The organism is Mesorhizobium sp. WSM4806 (assembly GCF_055811635.1).
In genome coordinates this window covers 392245-410964 of sequence record NZ_JBVVQZ010000002.1, presented here as the reverse complement: position 1 = coordinate 410964, position 18720 = coordinate 392245, and the positions used below count along the sequence as shown (strand labels likewise).

30 protein-coding genes are annotated in these 18720 nt (G+C 60.9%); all 30 read right to left on the bottom strand.

Going from position 1 to position 18720, the window contains the following annotated elements; genetic code table 11:
* Positions 1 to 76: 76 nt before the first annotated feature.
* A complete protein-coding gene (locus AC0L2M_RS04645; protein WP_473534163.1) occupies positions 77 to 304 on the bottom strand; it encodes a hypothetical protein in 228 nt (75 codons plus the stop codon).
* Positions 294 to 1271 carry a metallophosphoesterase family protein gene (locus tag AC0L2M_RS04640; protein ID WP_473534162.1) on the bottom strand — a complete coding sequence of 326 codons (978 nt, stop codon included), beginning with the start codon at positions 1269 to 1271 and terminating at the stop codon, positions 294 to 296. Before AC0L2M_RS04640 ends, AC0L2M_RS04645 begins: the two co-directional genes overlap by 11 nt.
* A complete protein-coding gene (locus AC0L2M_RS04635) occupies positions 1268 to 1576 on the bottom strand; it encodes a hypothetical protein (protein WP_473534161.1) in 309 nt (102 codons plus the stop codon). Before AC0L2M_RS04635 ends, AC0L2M_RS04640 begins: the two co-directional genes overlap by 4 nt.
* Positions 1573 to 2139, bottom strand: a complete 567-nt coding sequence (locus tag AC0L2M_RS04630; protein WP_473534160.1) for a 3'-5' exoribonuclease domain-containing protein — start codon at positions 2137 to 2139, stop codon at positions 1573 to 1575. Before AC0L2M_RS04630 ends, AC0L2M_RS04635 begins: the two co-directional genes overlap by 4 nt.
* A complete protein-coding gene (locus AC0L2M_RS04625; RefSeq protein WP_287210609.1) occupies positions 2115 to 2537 on the bottom strand; it encodes a hypothetical protein in 423 nt (140 codons plus the stop codon). Before AC0L2M_RS04625 ends, AC0L2M_RS04630 begins: the two co-directional genes overlap by 25 nt.
* A 45-nt stretch (positions 2538 to 2582) precedes the next feature.
* Positions 2583 to 3602, bottom strand: a complete 1020-nt coding sequence (locus tag AC0L2M_RS04620; protein WP_473534159.1) for a hypothetical protein — start codon at positions 3600 to 3602, stop codon at positions 2583 to 2585.
* Between the two features lie 9 nt (positions 3603 to 3611).
* Positions 3612 to 3872 (bottom strand): hypothetical protein, encoded by a 261-nt coding sequence (locus AC0L2M_RS04615; RefSeq protein WP_473534158.1) that lies wholly within the window; start codon positions 3870 to 3872, stop codon positions 3612 to 3614.
* Positions 3872 to 4162: a hypothetical protein gene (locus tag AC0L2M_RS04610; RefSeq protein ID WP_473534157.1), complete on the bottom strand. Its 291-nt coding sequence runs from the start codon at positions 4160 to 4162 to the stop codon at positions 3872 to 3874. The genes AC0L2M_RS04615 and AC0L2M_RS04610 overlap by 1 nt, the downstream gene beginning before the upstream one ends.
* Positions 4162 to 4485, bottom strand: a complete 324-nt coding sequence (locus AC0L2M_RS04605) for a hypothetical protein (RefSeq protein ID WP_473534156.1) — start codon at positions 4483 to 4485, stop codon at positions 4162 to 4164. Before AC0L2M_RS04605 ends, AC0L2M_RS04610 begins: the two co-directional genes overlap by 1 nt.
* The gene (locus tag AC0L2M_RS04600) at positions 4485 to 5552 is read right to left on the bottom strand and encodes an ATP-dependent DNA ligase (RefSeq protein WP_473534155.1); all 1068 of its coding nucleotides are present in this window, start codon (positions 5550 to 5552) and stop codon (positions 4485 to 4487) included. The genes AC0L2M_RS04605 and AC0L2M_RS04600 overlap by 1 nt, the downstream gene beginning before the upstream one ends.
* On the bottom strand, positions 5549 to 5848 hold the full coding sequence (locus tag AC0L2M_RS04595; RefSeq protein ID WP_287210595.1) for a hypothetical protein: 300 nt from the start codon (positions 5846 to 5848) through the stop codon (positions 5549 to 5551). The genes AC0L2M_RS04600 and AC0L2M_RS04595 overlap by 4 nt, the downstream gene beginning before the upstream one ends.
* Positions 5845 to 6027: a hypothetical protein gene (locus AC0L2M_RS04590; RefSeq protein WP_292047737.1), complete on the bottom strand. Its 183-nt coding sequence runs from the start codon at positions 6025 to 6027 to the stop codon at positions 5845 to 5847. Before AC0L2M_RS04590 ends, AC0L2M_RS04595 begins: the two co-directional genes overlap by 4 nt.
* On the bottom strand, positions 6024 to 8738 hold the full coding sequence (locus tag AC0L2M_RS04585; RefSeq protein ID WP_473534154.1) for a DNA polymerase: 2715 nt from the start codon (positions 8736 to 8738) through the stop codon (positions 6024 to 6026). Before AC0L2M_RS04585 ends, AC0L2M_RS04590 begins: the two co-directional genes overlap by 4 nt.
* The gene (locus AC0L2M_RS04580) at positions 8735 to 9475 is read right to left on the bottom strand and encodes a hypothetical protein (protein WP_473534153.1); all 741 of its coding nucleotides are present in this window, start codon (positions 9473 to 9475) and stop codon (positions 8735 to 8737) included. The genes AC0L2M_RS04585 and AC0L2M_RS04580 overlap by 4 nt, the downstream gene beginning before the upstream one ends.
* Before the next feature lie 29 nt (positions 9476 to 9504).
* A complete protein-coding gene (locus tag AC0L2M_RS04575) occupies positions 9505 to 9768 on the bottom strand; it encodes a DUF2312 domain-containing protein (protein WP_128204377.1) in 264 nt (87 codons plus the stop codon).
* Between the two features lie 58 nt (positions 9769 to 9826).
* A complete protein-coding gene (locus AC0L2M_RS04570) occupies positions 9827 to 10498 on the bottom strand; it encodes a hypothetical protein (RefSeq protein ID WP_473534152.1) in 672 nt (223 codons plus the stop codon).
* Between the two features lie 113 nt (positions 10499 to 10611).
* Positions 10612 to 10836 (bottom strand): hypothetical protein, encoded by a 225-nt coding sequence (locus tag AC0L2M_RS04565; protein WP_473534151.1) that lies wholly within the window; start codon positions 10834 to 10836, stop codon positions 10612 to 10614.
* A complete protein-coding gene (locus AC0L2M_RS04560; protein ID WP_473534150.1) occupies positions 10833 to 12452 on the bottom strand; it encodes a helicase-related protein in 1620 nt (539 codons plus the stop codon). Before AC0L2M_RS04560 ends, AC0L2M_RS04565 begins: the two co-directional genes overlap by 4 nt.
* Positions 12445 to 12807 carry a hypothetical protein gene (locus AC0L2M_RS04555; RefSeq protein WP_473534149.1) on the bottom strand — a complete coding sequence of 121 codons (363 nt, stop codon included), beginning with the start codon at positions 12805 to 12807 and terminating at the stop codon, positions 12445 to 12447. The genes AC0L2M_RS04560 and AC0L2M_RS04555 overlap by 8 nt, the downstream gene beginning before the upstream one ends.
* Positions 12808 to 13047: 240 nt before the next feature.
* Positions 13048 to 13596: a hypothetical protein gene (locus AC0L2M_RS04550; RefSeq protein WP_473534148.1), complete on the bottom strand. Its 549-nt coding sequence runs from the start codon at positions 13594 to 13596 to the stop codon at positions 13048 to 13050.
* Between the two features lie 24 nt (positions 13597 to 13620).
* Complete coding sequence (locus AC0L2M_RS04545; protein ID WP_287228469.1) at positions 13621 to 13902, bottom strand: hypothetical protein; 282 nt, start codon at positions 13900 to 13902, stop codon at positions 13621 to 13623.
* 2 nt (positions 13903 to 13904) lie between these two features.
* A complete protein-coding gene (locus AC0L2M_RS04540) occupies positions 13905 to 14219 on the bottom strand; it encodes a hypothetical protein (RefSeq protein ID WP_473534147.1) in 315 nt (104 codons plus the stop codon).
* On the bottom strand, positions 14216 to 14497 hold the full coding sequence (locus tag AC0L2M_RS04535) for a hypothetical protein (RefSeq protein WP_473534146.1): 282 nt from the start codon (positions 14495 to 14497) through the stop codon (positions 14216 to 14218). The genes AC0L2M_RS04540 and AC0L2M_RS04535 overlap by 4 nt, the downstream gene beginning before the upstream one ends.
* Positions 14482 to 14712: a hypothetical protein gene (locus AC0L2M_RS04530; RefSeq protein ID WP_473534145.1), complete on the bottom strand. Its 231-nt coding sequence runs from the start codon at positions 14710 to 14712 to the stop codon at positions 14482 to 14484. The genes AC0L2M_RS04535 and AC0L2M_RS04530 overlap by 16 nt, the downstream gene beginning before the upstream one ends.
* 55 nt (positions 14713 to 14767) lie before the next feature.
* Complete coding sequence (locus AC0L2M_RS04525; protein ID WP_287094959.1) at positions 14768 to 15145, bottom strand: hypothetical protein; 378 nt, start codon at positions 15143 to 15145, stop codon at positions 14768 to 14770.
* 2 nt (positions 15146 to 15147) lie between these two features.
* On the bottom strand, positions 15148 to 15750 hold the full coding sequence (locus AC0L2M_RS04520; RefSeq protein WP_473534144.1) for a hypothetical protein: 603 nt from the start codon (positions 15748 to 15750) through the stop codon (positions 15148 to 15150).
* On the bottom strand, positions 15747 to 16091 hold the full coding sequence (locus AC0L2M_RS04515) for a hypothetical protein (protein ID WP_473534143.1): 345 nt from the start codon (positions 16089 to 16091) through the stop codon (positions 15747 to 15749). The genes AC0L2M_RS04520 and AC0L2M_RS04515 overlap by 4 nt, the downstream gene beginning before the upstream one ends.
* Before the next feature lie 200 nt (positions 16092 to 16291).
* On the bottom strand, positions 16292 to 16741 hold the full coding sequence (locus tag AC0L2M_RS04510; RefSeq protein ID WP_473534142.1) for a hypothetical protein: 450 nt from the start codon (positions 16739 to 16741) through the stop codon (positions 16292 to 16294).
* Between the two features lie 307 nt (positions 16742 to 17048).
* Positions 17049 to 17585: an MgtC/SapB family protein gene (locus tag AC0L2M_RS04505; protein ID WP_023798833.1), complete on the bottom strand. Its 537-nt coding sequence runs from the start codon at positions 17583 to 17585 to the stop codon at positions 17049 to 17051.
* Between the two features lie 105 nt (positions 17586 to 17690).
* Positions 17691 to 18701, bottom strand: coding sequence for a nicotinate-nucleotide--dimethylbenzimidazole phosphoribosyltransferase (cobT, locus tag AC0L2M_RS04500; RefSeq protein ID WP_473534141.1), 1011 nt, complete (start codon positions 18699 to 18701; stop codon positions 17691 to 17693).
* Between the last annotated feature and the right edge of the window lie 19 nt (positions 18702 to 18720).

Here is an 18720-nt window from a genome sequence, read left to right as displayed (position 1 = left end):
TGCCAGACGTAGACGCTGACGTCGGGATCGGTGATGTCTCGCCACCGGTGGAGGCCGAGAATGCAGAGCAGCCGCCTCATTGCGGCCACTCCTGGCACTTGCCCTGAGATCGCGCCTTGGCGACGGCGCTGATGACGATATCGGGCATGGTCTCGCGGAACATGAGCGCGGAAGCCCTGAAAGATGACCAGCCGTACTCCGCAACGGTTCGAAGCTGGTCGATCATGCCGATCTCGGCCGGGTGGAGGCGCTCGGTCGAGAGCCACTCGTCCATCGCCTTGACGATTTGCTCTTTACTCGGCAACGCGGGCCTCCTCGAACCGGGTCAGGATCTGCGAGCGGACCTCGTCGGGCACGCCGGCTTCCTCGAAAGCCTGGCCGAATAGGGCCATGAGGTTGAAGTCGCCCATCGAGACCTCCTCGGTCTCCTCATCGTTCGCGCCAACGCGTTGGACGGTGAGCTGCAGGCAATCAACTTCGTCGGTGAGGTGTTCACCGGCGGCGAGCTGGACACGGACGCACTTGTTGGAGAGGTCCTTGCCTTCCAGCTCGTCGAGCCCGAGCGTGACGTACATCTGGCCGGTGTCCTCGCCGTGGGCGTAGGGCTGCATCGAGCCGACCTGGATCACCTCGACGCCGTCGCGCTCAAATTGGTCCGGCAGGTGGATGTGGCCGGTGTAGGCCGTCTTGCAGCCCATCTTGGCCAGCTTCTTCGTCGGGATCATGTTGTCTTCACCGAACAGCGTGTCCCAGTGGCCGAATGCGACACCGACTGGCTTGGTGACGAGCTCGTCGGACTTCTTAGTGGGGTGGAAGGCGTAGAGGCCACAGGTCACGCCACCGATGGAGGCGCGTGGATCAGGGTTGGTGTGCCGCACGACTTCGATATTGTGGGTGCCCCGGCCGGAGACGATCAGCTCGAACAGATCGAGCGCCCCCTTCTTCTCCAGGTCGCGGGAGATGTCGTGGTTCCCGCCGAGCACGTAGTACATCGTGCCTGGGTTCTTGGCAGCGGCCTGCAGGTAAGCCCACGCCGCCTGGAACACGACACTGTAGGGCACGGCCCACTTGTCGAAGAGATCCCCCATGCAGATGAAGACGTCGTACTGACCCGACGCCTTCAGCCGCTGCTGGAAATCGTCCATGACCATCTTTTCGCGGAGACCACGCTTCTCAAGCGAAACACCTCGGACGAAGGCTCGTCCGAGGTGCGGGTCTCCGAGAATGCCGACACTGGCCGTGCCGATTTCAATCTCGGTTATGCGGTTCATTTGTCTGCCTTGTCCTCGTCGTTGTTGTTGATCGCCGACCAGAGGCCGAACCAGATCATCCACGAGCCGAAAGTGCTGGGCTCGTAAGACGGCGTCGGCCTGTAGGTCGGCGGTGGAGCTGGCTTGGGGGCCGGGACCGCCTTGTAGGTCGGCGCCACATAAGTCTTCGGAGCGGGCCTGTAGGATGGTGTGACCCGCATCGGTGAGATCCGGGGCACAGAGCGGAAGCCACCGCTGAAACTGGCGGCCGATGCCGGCGTTGCGATCGCGAGGGCGACCAGGGCGATAGTGAGATGCTGTTTCAAGCAGCTTTCCTTTCTTCTTTCGCGACGAAAATCGTCTTGATCTGATGGAGCACGTCGTGCAGAGCGTTGTGGACGTCGCCACTGAACGGCACGTTGATCTCCGGATGGTCGGGATCGCCACGCATGCCGGCGATGTAGCTGTTCATGTCGCGGGCGTAGCGGTAGTGGAACGGCAGGTGCAGATTGAACTGCCGAAAATAGGATTGGATGAACGAGTAGTCGAAGCTTGTCGGCTTGCCCCAGAAGCGCAGCGGTGCATCCGATGGTGCGCGTCCCTTGTTGGCCCACTCCTGGAACGCCTTTAGGACGAGGAACGGGTCTTCCATCCGGGCGGCGATCCCCTGATAAACCCTCAGGTTCTTGCCCTGCCAGAAGGCGCGGGTCGACTCCTCCCAGAAGCGGCCGGGGGCGACGATCAGCGCGCGATCGAACATATCGGAGGCGTCGACCGTCATGGTGACGGCGTTGAAACGCACCGCGGCGATCTGAATGATCGCGTTGTGCTCGGGGTGCGTGCCGGTCGTTTCGATGTCAACCATTACGTCAAGGTTGCGAGTTTCCATTTGTGCCTTTCGAGTTCTTTCCAGGTGAGAGAGCGAGCCGAATTGTCCCGGATCAGCTGATACGGGATGCAGAACCACTCGTCGGTGGTGATCCTGTGGATGTAGACGAGGTAGTCGCCACCAGCGGCCAGGATCATGACGGCCATTGCAGAGGGGATTTTCCGGAGGAGAGAGAAACGAAACGCGGTGTCGTCTTGTGTCGACTTCACCTCGGCGAAATGGACGCCGTTGTAGGCGATGATGTAGTCGCTCGGAGCTGATCGGGTGAACCCGATCTTGCCGGTTCGGCCGCGGACTTCGGCCGCGTCGACTACCCGCCAGGCCCAAGCTCTCTTGCCGAGCTTGTTCCAGATGCGTTCGAATTCTTGTTCGGAGGGTTTTCCAGTGTTCTTAGCCATCAGGGGCGCATATGGGCGCCCCTGATGTTGTCGACAAAGTTGGTACTATAGGGAGAGTTTGTTTTCCATGACCCTTCGGTTCTGTACCCAGCCAAAGAAGTTGCCGTGGAGCTCGGGCTTCTGCCAATCCCAACCGTCGTTCTCGCCCCATTGGTCGTAGGCCGGCCGGTTAAAGGTGTCCGGCGTAGCCTGGTGCTCGAACGGCGAGGCATGGAAGACGTCTGCCTTCACCAGCTTGTCGTAGATCGCCTGAGCTCGTTCCAGAGTCATCGGCAAGCCGTCTACCGTCTTGTAGGAGACCGACGCACAGCGGGCGACCGAGAGGGCCTTAGCCTGCTCCAGCTCGATAAACTGGACGCCATACTCATCAAGGTGGTATCGATATGACTGACAGCCGTCGTCCTCGATCTGCGCGTCCACATAGGGTAGATGCCATTGGTACGGTTGGAGCAGCTTCGGTGTGCTCGCCACCATCGCCACCTCAAACATCTGCCGAGCCAGCTCGTAGATCTCCGGCTGGGCGTCCTTGTGGAGCCGCAGCGTGCGGAAGTTGTCCCACTCGGTCGCCGTCACGACAACGTTGATATGCAGCCAGGTCTCGAGCAGCCTATTTACGATCTGCTTGTGGTAGCCAGCGTCTGCGTACGCGCGGGCGATCTCAATGGCCCTATCACGGGCGAGCAACCAAGCATCAATGTTGGAGCATTCCAACATGTGACCGGTCTCGTCTGCGACGAAGACTGGAGCATTGTGCTCCTCCCGAGCCTGCATTCCCGACTGGTTCTTGCCCCAATAGATCGGCATTGCAGGGTCGTCGATCACATCCTGGATCATTCGCTCGACTGGGATGGCGCGCGACGACGAAGCATTGCGGGAAAGGTTCTCGTCGTACATCAGCCCGTCAGCGATCTGCTCGATGATGATGCAGTCGCCGGGGGTGGAGGCCAGCACGCGGTGCGTGAGCTCCTCGGCGTGTATGAACCGCGGGTATCGCAGCTCCATGGTCGTGATACGTTTGCGGTCAGGGCTGATGCTGTCGGCAATCACTTTGGCAGAAATGGTCATGCTGTTCCTTTATCGATAGACGGCGAAGAAGCCGGAAGCGAGTTGTTGTGGTTCGGAAATGGGAACGATCTCGTAGCCCTGGTCGCGGTCACGCCAGTCCCCGGCATCGTCGCGTTTGATGATCTTGACCTGGGCCGCCCAGCCGGCGAACCGAGTCTTCTCGAAACCAGTGACGGTGCCGATCCATTGGAAGGTGTGGTCAGTTCCCATGCAGCCATCGCAACGGAAGCAGATGATGAGCGCGTTCTTCAGTTTGATCTTTTCGAACATTACGCCATCACCTCCACCGGCTGGCTCGGGAACGTGCCGCCGTAGTCGATCAGCATCCTTCTGACCGACTCCGACGATCCGACTAGCGTCGGGTAGAAGGCTTCGCCGGTCCCCACGGCAGCGAAGATCTTGCCGGCGTTGTGGTTGATCACGGCCACCTCCTCGGGGGTGAGTTGCCAAGCGCTTACGACGAAGCGTCTGTTGGTGAAGAAATGACCCGGGAGGATGTCATCGCGGCCTTTGGGTGGTGCGATCGGCCGGGAGCCGACAAAGGGTGCGGGGAAGCCCATCAGCGCCTCCACATCTTCTTGAGCTCTGCCTGCTGGCGCCGGCGCTCCTTGCGGTTGCCTTGGCCACGCGTGGCGGCTTTGGCAAACTGGTCGACCTCCTCGTTCAGGAGACGGGCAGAACGACGGTTGCCCATCGTGGGATCGAAGTGGGGCGATCCCGCAATGGGGCAGACCCCGTTGCATTGCGACCAGTCGTTGCCGCTCGTCTCACCGCACTTCGGGCAAGCATATTCCTCCTGCTTCTCCAGGTCGAAAGAGCGGCGGTTTTCATTGCGGAAGGCCAACCGCATGGCCTCCCGCTGCTCGGGGCTGATTGACTCCATTAGAAGCGTGCTCCTTCGTGGAATTTGATTGCGACTGGGAAGCGCGGGATGCCGTCGCCAGTCGGGGTGAAGAACTTCACGGTGGCCTGGCGGCCGACCCAGGCGTCAGCCTCGTCCAGCAGCTTGCGGCAGAAGTCCTGGGTGCCGGCAATGCCGGCGCCGAAGGTGCGCCCGTCCGGCAGCTCGACCGTGAGCCGCTTAGCGTAGCCCGACCAGTTGCCCACGCCCTCGACCACCTCGACGATTTTGAACTCGGCGTCCTGGAACTCCTTGCGCTTCAGGAGGTTCGCCGAACGCTTGCCGATCTCGTACGGGTTGTCCAGGCGCACCATTTGACCCTCATAGCCTTCCGCCAGATACTCGCTGTAGTCGGCGTCGAGCATGTCCTGGTTGAAGGCCATCCGGGTTTCGACGGACACCAGGTGGGTGCAATCGACGAGCATGGCACTCACGACCGCCGAGCGGGCAAAGAAGCCTGCGTCGAACGAGGGGATGTCGTAGACGTGGTACTGGACCACACCGGCGGTCGCCGGGTTCGGCTCCTGCTTGCGGACAAGCGAGACGATCTGCTCGAAGTCAGCCTTCAGGGCGTGGTTGTAAAGCTCGCCGTCGAGCACCAGGTCCGGGTCGGCGATGAAGAACGGCACCAGTTCTTCCTCGATATGCGGACAGGAGACGATCGGCTTGCCCTGGCGGGTGAACAGACCCTCGGCGCGGGCGATGCAGCGGATGCCGTCCAGCTTCGGCTGACTGGCGATCGGGAACTGGATCTTGCCCTTATAGCCCTTAGCGAGCATCGGCTCGAAGAAGTTCGGCGTGGCGCAGGCCTCGGGCGTCCGGTGATACTGGCGCTCGAGCTTCTTGCGCTCCTCGGCCTCGGCCTCGAACAGGGCCTGCGCCTCATCGGTCTCCTGGCTCTTGGCCGAGCAGACGGTCCACTCGGTGGGCGTCTGGGCGCCGTCGACCAGTCCAGATGTCGAGCGCCAGCGGTTGCCGTCAACTTCGTATCGCCAGCTGCGCAGACGGCCCTGGGTGTCGAGCTTATAGATCGGGTTGGATGAAATCACTGAATGCTGGCCTTTCGGTTGGGGTATTTGTCGTTGAGGGTTTCGGAGACGCGGCCGATCGACACGTTGTGGTGCGTGGCGATCTCATGGAAGGTCGCGTCGGGGTTCTCGTGGGCGTAGCGCTTGATCCGCCGGCGCATTCCCTCGGTGAGGCTTGTCGATTTGCTGCGAGCCTTCCGGATGGGTGGTGCGCGGAACATTTCCTGTTCGACGATGTCGATGATCTCGACGCCGAGCTCGGTCGGGGCGCGATCGGCAATCGCCAGGAGCTTGGCCCTGGCGGTGATGATGCTCATTTGTAAGCCTCCTCAGTAGGTTGGATGGAGTAGCGCCAGTTGGAGCCCTCTGGCCGGTCTTCCTCGATCTTCTGCTCCATCAAGGAGATCAGGATCAGGATGTTGACCTCGGAGTTGACCTCCGAGACCACGAAGTCTTGATCGTCACGGATGTGACGACCAATGAGCTGCAGCTTCATGCGGCCTCCTTGAGCAGCTTGCGTTTCTGGAACATGAGGTAGTCGACGACCGACAGGACCTGGTCGTCGTTCAGGCGCTGGCCCTCGGTGTCTTCCGGCAGCACGCCGGGGAGCTTGGGCGCTTCGTAGAGCTCGATCTGGCCAGCCGGTGCCTTCTTCGGGTCATAGGGCTCGAAGGTGACGCCGAGCGCCGGCGAACTGTCGAGCTTGCAAGCCTTGAAGATGTCCGGATGGTTGTTCATGACGTCGCCGAGCATGTTCATTGCCGGCAACACATGCTTGTGGTGGACCGAGAACACGAGCTCGTCGTGGATCGGGACCATGAGCCGCATGATGCGGAAGTCCCAGCCCATCTCTTTCATCCTGGCCATCACCCTGATCGCCGTGCGCTTGGCGATGGTGGCGCATGTGCCCTGAACGACCGAGTTGACACCCTGGTTGAACGCCCGCTTCTGGATCTTCTTCGCGATCCAGTGGACGAGCGCGTTATAGGTCGCGAACTCCGCACCAGAGCCCATGTCAAACTTGGACTTGAACGACATGAGCCACTGGTTCGTGGCCTCCCAACGGACACGACGGTGGCCGTCCGGCAGGTAGACGACGCCTTCACGCGCGATCTCTTCGATCAGGCCGGTGCGCCACTGTTCGGCGACCGAGAAGCGGTCCCGATACATTTCGGTCGCCATCTTGGTCTTTTCCTGCGACCAGCCCATCCGCTCACCGATGGTCGCCAGCCAGCCCGAGAACCAGTAGTTGAAGTTCGAGTTCTTGCCGGCCTCGGTGCGCCAGTATTTGTAGGCCTTGTTCGGCTCGAGCGGCTCGCCCTTGAGGTTGGTGAAGAGACGGTCGTGGTTGCTGAACTGGCCGCCGAATTCCTCCAGGAAGGTCTCGACCGTGTCGAATTTCGCCAGCGACTTGAAGATTGTCTCCGTCAGGCCGCCACAGTCGGCCGCGAGCACCGCGGTCGCCGAGCCGGCGTGCAGATCCTTGTGCGGGATCTGGCAGTAGGCGTCGATGAACGTCGGGTCCTGGCTCAACTCCCCGATGATGACCAGCTCGATAGCCGACCAGTCGCGGGACAGAACCAGATGGTCGTCATCGTCCCCCTCGAAGAAGCCACGGACGTACGTGCTCTCGCCACGCTTGGCGAGCTGCATGGCGTTCGGGTCTTCACAGGCCATGCGCCGGGACGCCAGCATGGAGGTGACGGTCGGATACATCCGGCCGGTCTCCGGGTCGGTGAGCTGGCTGTAGGGCGTCAGGTAGAGCTTCATGCGCTGCTCGATGCTGGCGAGCTCGCCCATCGAGACCAGGAGGTTCTTGGCCGTCTCGTGGCCGTCCTCCTTGAAGCGGTCGATCAGCTTGCCGCGCGCCTCAGCGTCGGACTGGGTCTTGTTCTGATTGACGATCACCTTGGTGCCCGTCAGGTCATAGAAGATCGTCCGCATCGGCATGTAGTGCGAGAGATTGACGCCCTTCGGCTCGGGCTGGCCTTTCTCGCTCGCCCAGGCGTTCGACACCGCTCCACGAACCTGGATGCACTGCTTGTAAGCGTCCGGCCAGTCCGGCAGCTTGCACCAGTCCTCGATCTGCTTGCGGTACTTGTCGGCGCCCTTCTGATACCAGCTGTCGCGCTTCTGCAGGCCGGGGTGCTTCTCCTCCGGGAACGGCAACAGCTCCTTGACGCTGGCCTTGGTCTTGCGGAGCACCTCAGCGGTGTTCTCGCGCTCCTCTGCACGGCGTGCCAGGATGTTGTCGAAGTTCACCTTCATGCCCACCTCGCGCATCTGCGCGAACAGGTGGATCATCGGGTTCTCCTGGTTGAAAAACGTCTGCGTGACGCCGCGGTTGGTGTCGACCATGTACTGGAGCAGTCGACGGAACATGCGCAGCGCCCAGTAGGCGTCGTCGGCGCCATAGGCGGCGACTTCGTCGCCCGTCAGCTGGCCCATGTGGGCCTTGTCGCCGAGCACCTGCTCGAAGGTCGTCATGTCGTAGCCGAACCACGACTTCACCGCCTTCTTCAGGCCGTAGCCATAGGCCAGGTCGTTGACGTAGCCGTTATAGCTGTGCGCCGCCTTCGACTGCTTGCCGATGATCGAGTAGACAATTTCGGCCAGTCGGCTGTCGGTGAATTCACCCTTCTCGGTGTCGAAACCACCCTGCGAGCAAAGCTGCATCATCTGCGGGATCAGCGGGGCGAAAGCACCGCGGCCGGCGTAGCGGAAGTTGTTGATGTCGTACTCGTCGGGACCATAGGCCGACACGCACATCTGCAGGGTGCAGATGATCTCCGGCAGATCGAAGCCGAAGCAGGATTTGAATGCGCTCAACTCGTAGGGAGCGTTGTGGGCGATCCAGTAGGCGTCGCCGGCCTTGGCCTCCAACACCGCCTTGGCCGCGTCCCAGGGGATGCGGTTTTGGACGTCGGCGTGCGCCAGGTTCAGGTAGTAGGCTGTGTCCGACGTCTCGGGGTAGACCGAGAAGCCCGTCATGACAGTCCGGCGCATATCGAACACCAGCTTTTTGGCCGGCGATTTCTTCCGGCTGACCGGGTCCACCTTCATGAACTGGTTCAGGCCCTCGTGGCGTGCATCGTCCTGGGTTTCGCAGTCCAGTCCGTTGAAGGGATTGGCCTTCACCTGGCTGACGATGTGCGGGATCAACTGTTCGACGTTGCGAGCGTCGACCAGCACGGTCTTGATTGTCATTGCATGAACTCCCGGAGGGCTGCGTCAGCCTTGGCGTAGTCGGGCTGACCGATGGTGGTGTGCTCGGTCACGAGGTCTTCCGGCACGTCCAGGAAGCCGACGATCTCCCAGAAGGCCTTGAACTGGTCGGGGTTCTCGCAGAGCCACTCGACCATCTTGGGGTAGAGCTTGACGTCCCCAGGCCAGCTGGTGTCGCCGGCGAAGATCTTGTCGGTGGCGCGCTGGAGCCGCACGGGGCCGTTCTCAAGCCAGAGGCTCTCACCGAAGCGAGGCACGCCGGGGATCTTGTCCGAGCTGTCGCCGACCCACGTCTTGTAGAGACGCACATGCTGGGGCTGGACATCAGCCTTCGGCTTCGCCCCGCAGACGACGTTCTTGGGGAACTCGCCGACGAGCTGCATCATGTCGTAGTCGTTGGAGAAGATCGCGACCGTCTGGCCCTTGGGGGCGTAGCGGCGGGTCAATAGCGCGATCACGTCATCGGCCTCGTAGCCGGGGACCTTGATCTGGATGGCCTTCGTGTGCTCCAGCGCACGCTGGGTCATGTGGAAGCCGTTGTAGATGCCGGTGTCCGGTGCCTTACGGCCGACCTTGTATCCGGCGAAAATCTCGCGGCGCTTCTGGCTTCCCTTGGGTCCGTCCCAAACACAGATGACTGGGTCGGGACAGGCGAACACGTCCTGCATGAAGTTGCGGGGCCCGAGACCGCTAATGTCGGTCTCGAGCACCACCCTCATGTACGAGTTCATATCGTACACGCGGAGCATCAATCGGCGGTCGCCATGCCGAGGGCTTCCTCGTACAGATCCAGGATCGAGTCCTGTTCCTGACGCTCGGCGGCATCCAGCTTGCGGCGGGCGACGATCTTGCGGATAGCCTTCTTGTCGAAGCCGGTCCCACCAGCCTCGGCGTAGACCTCTTTGATGTCGTCACTGATCGTTTGCTTTTCTTCTTCAAGCCGCTCGATCCGCTCGATGTAGGCGCGCAGTTGTCCTGCAGCCACGGTCTGGCTGTTTTCGGTGTCGTCCATTTTGTTCTCCAGATTGTCGAAAGAAAAAGGGCGGGGCTAAGCCCCGCCCCAGTTGGGCTTAACCGACGACTTTGTAGTCGCGGAAGTCGAGGATGCCCCAGGTGTTGCCGTTCGAGGTCTGCTCGATGTAGCCCACCGTGACCTCGATTGTGTCACCAGCCGGGTCGGCGCCGTCCTTGGTCATCTGCTTGACGAGCTTGGCGAAGCTCTTGAAGCCGGTGGTCGAGAACGAGTGACCGAGAACGGTGCCGGCGCTGACCGTCTCGTCCTTCAGCTTGATGTCGTCCACGAGTTCGAGGTTAATGTCCGCGGACTTGTATGGACGGGCCTTCGGGTCCACCGCACGGGCTTCCGACAGGGCCTGGGGCCAGGTCGAGCCGTCCGTGGTCATCACGCGGTCGTAGGTCTTCCGGTAGGTCGCCGGATTGCCGTACTTGACCGACTCGCTGTAGGCGACGTCGCTCAGGTCGATCCGCACTTTGATTTCCTCCAGAAGCGGCTTCTTGGCGCCGATCTGCAGGCCGTGCTCGTTGACCTTGAGCCATTCGTCGACGACAATGGCACCCGCCATCGCGTCGTCGAGGCCCATCGGACGACCGGCAGCGACAGCACCCTGGTTCTGCGAAGCAGGAGCGACGGCGGTGCCGGCGTTGTTGTGCTGAGCATTGTCCTGGGGGATGGCGGCAGCGGCGGCGGTGGCCTGGCTGATGGCAGCGTCGATATTGTTCATGAACAGTTCCTTCAGTTTTGCGTTTTCAACACCGCATTGTTGCGGTAATGGAGAAATAAGAAAGGCCCGCCGAAATTCGACGGGCCTTCTCTTCTTGTCCTATAGTATCGGGATTATTGTTCCCAGACGACCTCCTCAATGTTTGTTGGAAGTGACCCGCGTTGGTCCATCCAGTCCGTGTTGGTCCACTTGGTTTCGAGCTCGGTGATGATCCTCTTCTCGTCCTTGATGTTTTGCAGGACGTCCATCAGTTTGATCGAGTGCTCCTGGTGGGTGCAGATGCCGTCTATATAGATGCCCTCCCAATCACCCTCACATCGAGCGTACACAATCTTCATGCTGCCTCCTTCATTAGTTCTTCTCCTTCAATGTTGTGCTCGAACAGCTTGAGCACCGGCTGAGTTGGGTCCACCTTGTGGGCGTCCAAACTCTTCTCGTAGATGATCCAGGTGATCCGGTTATCCAGGCTGTCCTCGTAGAGCAGGACCGTGATGCGCAGCGGCTTGCCACGCTTGCCGCGGATCGCGCGCCGGTAGGCCTGCAGGACCGTCGTGTCGAGGAAATCGAGCGATGCGAAGATCATGTGGTCGACCTCCTGGTCGCCACAGAACTGCCAGTTGAAGCCCACGTCGGCGACGGCCGGCGAGGCGATGATGCAGTTCAGGCGCCCCTCGCGGAACGCCAGGTCGACCTCGCCCCGCTGCTTAGGCGTGACGTCGCCGTTCAGGATATCAGCCTTCAGCCCGTAGGAGCGGGCCAGCTCCAGGATCCGATACTGCTGAGGCTTGAGGGCGGCATAGACGATCACCGGCTTACCGGTGCGGGCGTGGTCCTCGAAATGGATGTCGAGGCGTTCCTCCTTACCGCAGCGGGCGCCCTTCATGATGTCGATGGTGCCTTCTCCCGTCGACAGGTCTGGGAACGAGTTCGGATGCTCCATGATCTGGCGGGCGCGGATGAAGCCAACACCTGGTTGGGTGCCGTCGAGATAGAACTTCTCCAGTTCGAGGAAGGCCTCGTCCTTGAATTTATTGTAGAGCTCGCGCTGCTTCTCGGACATCTCCACCCACTCGGGGATGATGACCTTGGCCTCCTTGCCGTAGACCATCTCGAATGTCCGGCGGATGCCATGCTTGCCGAAGATCGCCGACAGCTTTTCGTGGTTGCGCCACGCCTTGAGCTTTCCGGTTATCGGATCTTCGATCGAGTGGTAGTAGTAGAAGCCCTTGTAGGAGGGATAGTAGCGCGGCTCGATCACGCGGATCGCCGGGTAGGCGCTGTCCAGACGGCCGGAGACGAGCGTGCCCGTCATGCCGCCGAAATACTCCATCGGCCCCGAGGAGAACGAAGCGTAGAAGCCTTGGGTCCGCTGCGAGGCGTCACCTTTGTAGCCCTTGTGGATCTCGTCCACCTGGACCGCCTTGACGAACTTCGGCAGGGCCGACCAGTGGGTTGAGAAGGCGTCGAACCCCATCAGGAACACCTTTGTGTTGCCGGGGTTGGCGAACTCGTAGGGCAGCTTGGTGCGGGCGACGAGCATCCGCTTGTCGATGGTCATGTCCTTGCGCGCCACGCCGGCGTCGAGCAGCGCCTTGAAGGTGACCTTCTGCGAGCCGAACAGCTCATACTTGCTGCGGCTGTGGTCCCATTCAAGCAGCGTGGTGGCGAGCTTCTGCTGGGAAGGGGACAGGGGCCGCAGCCCAGTCACGATCGTCACCTCGTCGGGCTTGAAATCCGTGAAGCGGAGGATCTCGTCCCGGTTCTTCTTGAGAAGTGAGAGGGGCATGACGAACGCAGAACCTACGCCATGCTCCCTCCACAACCACCACTGATACACGCAGACCGAGGGTGTCTTTCCTGTGCCGGGGTCGGACAGGTTCAGCCACTTCGGGTTGCGGATATAGTAGGCGAGGTCGGCAATCTGGTAATCGCGGAGCGATACACCATCATCCATTGAAGAATTTCTCCGCTGCATCGCACACTGCCTTTGCGTGCGCCAGGTAGTTTTCCAGGTGTGCGACCTGCTTTTGCTTCCGGATCAGGAAGGACTCGCGAGCGAGCTCGATCGTCGGGTATGCCCAACGCCTCCTGGCGTCCTTCAGGACGAACCGCTCCTGGCCGTAGTCGTCCAGCCAGACGCCTTTCGGCGTCTCCCGGAGGATCCGGAACCGGCGCAGGTGGATGCTCGAGTGGTAGGCCGAGCTGTCCTCGTAGCGATACCAGCCAGTCGCAAGTGGGCTGGCGTCGTCGTAAAACTTGACGTCGTCGCTGGAGGCTCGCTCGACCTCGAGAAATAGAAGGTCAGCCATTCGTTTTCTCACAATGTTTGCGGACCTGGTCCGCTTCCTCGTTGTCGCCGTAGTCACAGTCTCCGCACTTCGCGCAGACGTTGACGGGGACCGAGCAGCCGCAGCTTTCACTGCAGCCAGCGTTGCAGCCACCGTGGGACTGCCATTGGTGGCCGTACTCCCGGCACGGCCCCTGGGCGATCTCTCGCTCGAGCCGAGTGACCTCGGCTCGAGCCTCTTCCAGGCGGCTAGCTAGATCAGTCATTTTCGCAACCGGCCGTGCTCGTCTCGGGGATGATCTGCAGGCCACGGTGCGTCACCCGGGATGTACCGCGGTACATCGCCGGGACGCCCGCCCAGATCGATGAAGTTCGGCTCGGCATTGGCAGCGCCGCCAAATCGATGAACCAATCCGTTGTGGTCGCGAACTTCATCCCCGCGCTTCACCGTCTCGGCGAGGTGTTGAAGCTCAAACTCGGCCGCCCGATAAGCCTCGGAAAGGTGCCCGACTATATTTGAGCGCACGGCGGCACGCTTCATTCCACCGAGCTTTCCAGCGGCGAGAAGTAGTGCGGCCGCGGCTGAGGCTCTGCTAGTTTTGACAAGCGAAAGCGCGATCACCGGTTCAACAAGCGCGTCGAACTGATCTGGGGTCAGGCTGATCTTTGCATATGTGCCATCGGCGAGGCCGCTCCCTGCCGATCGAACTGAGATTTCAATCTCACCATCAACTTCGTTTATGGAAATGTAAGGCGGGTAGTGCCCAGCGTACGAGGATGCGGTGAAGGCAGCTATATTGCGTTCAGACATAGTTTTCTCCGGTTGGTTGATGTGTTATCCATACTTCTTGTCGAGGTCCCTCAGTTGCTCCCAAGCGAGCTTCTTGAACTCCGTGATGAACTCCTTCATGCGGTTTTGGCCGAGCTCACCCAGCAGCAACATGAGCTCTTTGTAGCCGGGGCAGGACGAGGCGATGTGGCCGCTGAAACTCGGTTTGATATCGTTGCCCTTCTCGAACTCATCCAACCACTTGAGGGCCATGTGGATCTGTTCGTATCGGGCGGCGGCCTTGGAGATGGCTTCAGCCTTGTGGCTGAATTCCCTCGTTGTGATCATGGTCAATATCCTCGTGCAGGATTGTCGCAGTAGCCGCCGCGGTCGTAGTGCTTGTTGAAGCGGAACCAGCCGTGGCGGGTGGGGTCTTCGACGCGCCGGAGCTGGCCGTCGAACATCTCCAGCTTCCCGTAGATCTCGATCCCCTCGTCGCGGAGGTAGTTCCAGCCCTTGTCGGTGGGTTCCGGCCACATGCTCTGGGTCACGTAGCCGGAGCCCTGCAGGTAACCGAGCGAGACGCCGACTGCGGCGCCCCACCCATCAATGGCGTCATCGTCGCCCGCGACGGCTCGCAGGACTTTCAGGTCGTGGTCGATCATGAGTTGATCCCCAGCATGTTTTGGATTTGGCAGAGCTTGGCTCGCTGGCCGAGCTCGTAGGCCTGGCGCAGAAGCGAGACGAGGCTCTGGATCTGGTAGTCGGAGTCCGGGCCACGGATGAACCGCTGCTCCCCGTAGGGGGAGTAGGTGCTCAACGGTCCAACTACGCATTCGGTCCAGTCCTCCTCTTTGGAGGACGAAACGAGATATTGTTCGTCGTTCCGCTTCCAGTAGTCGATCCGGCAGAACCGATGGTGGTCACTCAGTTCAGATGCCATTGGCGTTGCCCTTTCCAGGTCGGGTCGAGCTCCCCCGATTGCTCCCACATTTGGGTGAGGCATCGAGAGAAGCTGTTGGTGCCTTGGGGCTCGTTCGCCAATTCCTCGGCCATATTGCGGATCTGCTGCCGACTGTGTTCGGCACCGACAGTGAAGCTGATACCCGCAGTAGAGAGGACCAAGACGAGCAGGATGAATAGGTCGATCCCTCTCATGCCCACCACCGGCGCATCATTTTCCAGCCGTGCCGGATCTCCTTCCAGAGCTTCTTCATGCCGCCAGCTTTTCCAGCTCCTCGACGAGATCCTTGGCGACCGGGTCGATCTCGGCGAGCTTCTTGAAGAACTGGATTTTCGAGAATTCCTTGGCCCGCCGGTCCAGCTGAGCTTCGATCTCGGCGGCCCGTCGCTTGCGCTCAGCCTGGGCCTTGTATTCAGTGTCGTCGACGACCTGGATGACGTTCTTGGTCGCCTTCATCGAGCCGTTCGGGAGGATGTCCACGACCTTCACGCAGGTGTAGCCGTTGTACGGACTGTCGACGATGACATGGTCACCGACGCGCACCGGGTACGGGCAGAAATAGTGGTACTTGCGGCTGTTCTCGTGGAAGACGGCGGCAATGACGTTGGCTTGACGTTCGGTGTTCATTTTCAGTGTCCTTTTGAAAGCATGTGTTGTTTGAGCAAATGGGCGCCGTACGCCTCCCATGGTAGGGAGACGAGATCGGCAATATTGACTTGCCCTAGAGTTGTGGTTGTTCGTCTCGCCTCCGGCCGGAGAACGAGGGTGGGTTCGCCCTGCAGGACAAGCCGGCGGGGGAGGTAGGGGACCGCCTCCAGGACCTGATCAACGAAACGCTTGTCCTTGGCCCGAACGCCGGTCAGGACGAGGGGCTGGACGTTGGTGTATCCGAGGGATCTGATGATCTTGTCAGGTCGGAGGCTCCAGAAGGGAGCGATCGGGAGCCGGGTTGGGCTCGACATCCTGGAGAGTGTCGCCAGGATGATGGAGAGGTCTTGTTGCGAGGTGAACACCGCTTGGTCCCCCATGTTCTGGGGGACGGGTGACATGGCGTCTACGAGCGGGTCGGTGTGGAAGCGGGAGGGGTCTACTTCAGCTCGGAGATCGATGCGATGATCGCAGGGGTTCTTGCTCGACTCGAACGGACACGGGATCTCGAAGTTAAAGGCGGTTGTTATCCTCTCGCCCTGGATGAGAAAGGCGATGTCGCCTTCCCAGTGTATGCCGTTCACGCTGCCTTCTTGACCTCCTCTGCGAGCTTGACTTCGACCTTGGCTTTCGACGCTCTTGTATAGATCGTCTCGGTTTTTAGAATTCCAAGGGCGAAAAGCTGTGCTTTCAGTTTTGCGTTCGCAAGGGCGAGCTTTTCGGGGTCAATCACGATTTCGGTGCCCTTAGCCACCTTCTTGACCGGGGCGCCGACGATCACCTTGCCCTTCCCGGGGACGTCGTAAGTGTCGGCGCCGGCTGCGCGGATGACCTCCTTGGCGGCCTCATACTGGGCCTCCAGCGGCTCGAGCTTCGCTTTCAGATCCAGCAGCTCGGCGATCGTCGGTTTCAGGTTGTCGTTCATTTCCGTCTCCCAATAAAAAAGCCGGCACTAGGCCGGCTGTTTGACTTCCTCGTTATGAATGCTCGTGAGCAGCGCTCGGAGCCTCGGGTCCTTTTCCAGCGTGATAGCCAGCTGGAAAGGACCTTTGAGCCACTCCGTGCGATTGGGGGTCTGTCGCAGTCCGCGGACGGCTCCCCAATAATTCTTCAGGCGTTCATCGATCATTGTGCGAATGGTCTCATCAACTCCTCTATGCTGGTGCTCATTACGGAAGCGAGGCTCTGCAGCTCCCGTACGGTGAAGTCGTGGAGCCCGAGCTCCATCTTCCGCACCGTGAGTCGGTTGACCCGGATCTGATCAGCCATCTCCTGATATGTGAAGGCATGGTCGATTTCCCGGAATTTGTTGAGACGGATCCCAATCGAGTGATGCCCGTAGCTCAACGGCTTCTGGCCGGCCAGGGCCTGTCGGCCGCCCCTACGCCTGCTCGATGTGATTTCGACCCGCTTCGTCCCCATTTCCTTGGCTCGACGGACGAGTTTGACCACCGTGCTATACGATCGTCCGTACTTGTCTGCGAGCCACCCATAGCTGGCTCCTTGCTGCCAGTCTTCGATGGTGCCTTCAGGCCAGGGCTTTTTCGACCCGGCACCCATTGGTTGTATCGACATTTTTCCTCGTTGACCGTGAGGTGTGTTCGGCATCGTGTTGCCGAACACACCCGCTATTTCCGACTTTGACGCTCTTTGGCGATCGGAAATACGAGGCTCTTCAAGGATTTAGGTGCAAAATCAGGCACTTAGCCCGAGAAAACACCGCTAACTCTTAATCAGCGGGTCACAGGTTCGATCCCTGTCGCACCCACCATTTAATCCGTTGATATTACTCGCTTTCTCGCTGCCTGAAAGAGTGTCGCGAACATAGCGGTTCCAAATCTGACGGTTGGTTTCCAATTCGCGTTCGGTTCCAGTTGCAGCCTCAGCCTCTGGGCCGCTTGGGCACGTCTTCTTCCGACTTGGGCTTTTCTGGTCCGGCGTTCTCGCCAATACCGGACTTGTGGGCAAAACTATAGAGAAGGCCTGCCGCGACCAGCACCAAAAGCGTGCCGAGTGCCGCCACTTGCCACAGACCGAGCCCGCAGGCCACGCCGATTGCCCCGGAGAGCCACATGCCAGCCCCGGTCGTCAGCCCGTGAACCTCGCCCTTCGAAAACAAAATCGTTCCGGCAGCAAGGAACGCGACGCCGGCGGTGACCGCTTCGACAACGCGAATCGGATCGACCCTTACGGAATCCTGCTGAAACATCGGCGCGTGAATAATTTCAATCGTCAGAATACCGAAGGTAGCCGCCGCCACGCAGACCAGGATATGGGTGCGAAGCCCGGCAGGCCGATTTCGCCATTCGCGTTCGAAGCCGATCGCCGCACCGAAGATCGACGCCAAGAGAAGCCTCGCCGCAATAACGGGGAACGGGACGTATGTCGGATGGCCGAATTCCTGGAAAAGCTGTTGCATGCGTAACCCGGGCTGACCGGCCACAACGTGCTCGGGCCGGCCAGGTTCCCCGATGCTGCCGTGATCCATCGAGCAATCGGTCAAGACTTGATCAGTTTGACGAGATTACTTCTCCGAAACACCAGCCTCGGCAAAGCTTGCCATGCGGGCATGGCATTCGAGCGCGGAGCGGACGATGTTGACGGCGAGGCAGGCGCCGGAGCCTTCGCCGAGCCGCATGCCGAGGTCGAGCAGCGGCGGCAGGCCGAGCGCCTCGAGCAGCCGGCGATGGCCGGATTCGGCCGAGACATGGGCGGCAAGCGTGTGGGCGAGGCCGGCGGGGTGCAACCTTGCCAAGGGCGCGGCGGCGGCGGTGCTGACGAAGCCGTCGAGCAGCACCGGCACGCCTGAATGGCGCGCGGCCAGCGTCGCACCGAAAATGGCGGCGAGTTCACGCCCGCCAAGGGCTGCCGCGATCCCCAGCGGATCGGCAAGGGCTTCGGCGTGGCGCTTGAGGCCGGCCTCGATGGCGATGATCTTGCGCACCAGGCCGGCATCGTCGACGCCGGTGCCGCGCCCGGTCCATTTTTCCGCGCCGCCGCCGAACAAGGCGGCCGAAATGGCCGCCGCCGGCGTGGTGTTGCCGATACCCATTTCGCCGAAACAGACGAGGTCGAGGTCTTTGGTCACCGCGCCGTAGCCGGCCGAGACGGCGGCGAGGAAGGCTTCGCCGTCCATTGCCGGCCCTTGGGTGAAATCGCGGGTCGGATAATCGAGGTCGAGCGGAATGACGTCGAGCTCGGCGCCGGCGATGCGGGCGAGCTGGTTGATGGCGGCGCCGCCGTCAGAAAAATTCGCCACCATCTGCACGGTGACTTCCGACGGGAAGGCCGACACGCCCTGTGCGGTGACGCCGTGGTTGCCGGCAAAAACCAGGACTTTTACGCGATCGAGCTGCGGCATGTCGCGGCCCTGCCAGCGGGCAAGCCAAGCCGCTATGGTTTCCAACCGGCCGAGGCTGCCTTGCGGCTTGGTCAGCGTGTCCTGGCGGCGGGCGACAGCATTTGCCGCGGCGTCGCTGCCGGCAGGCAGATCGAGGCAGGTCGCGCGCAATTCATCAAGCGATTTGAAAGGCATGGGGGAAAAATCTCCGAAA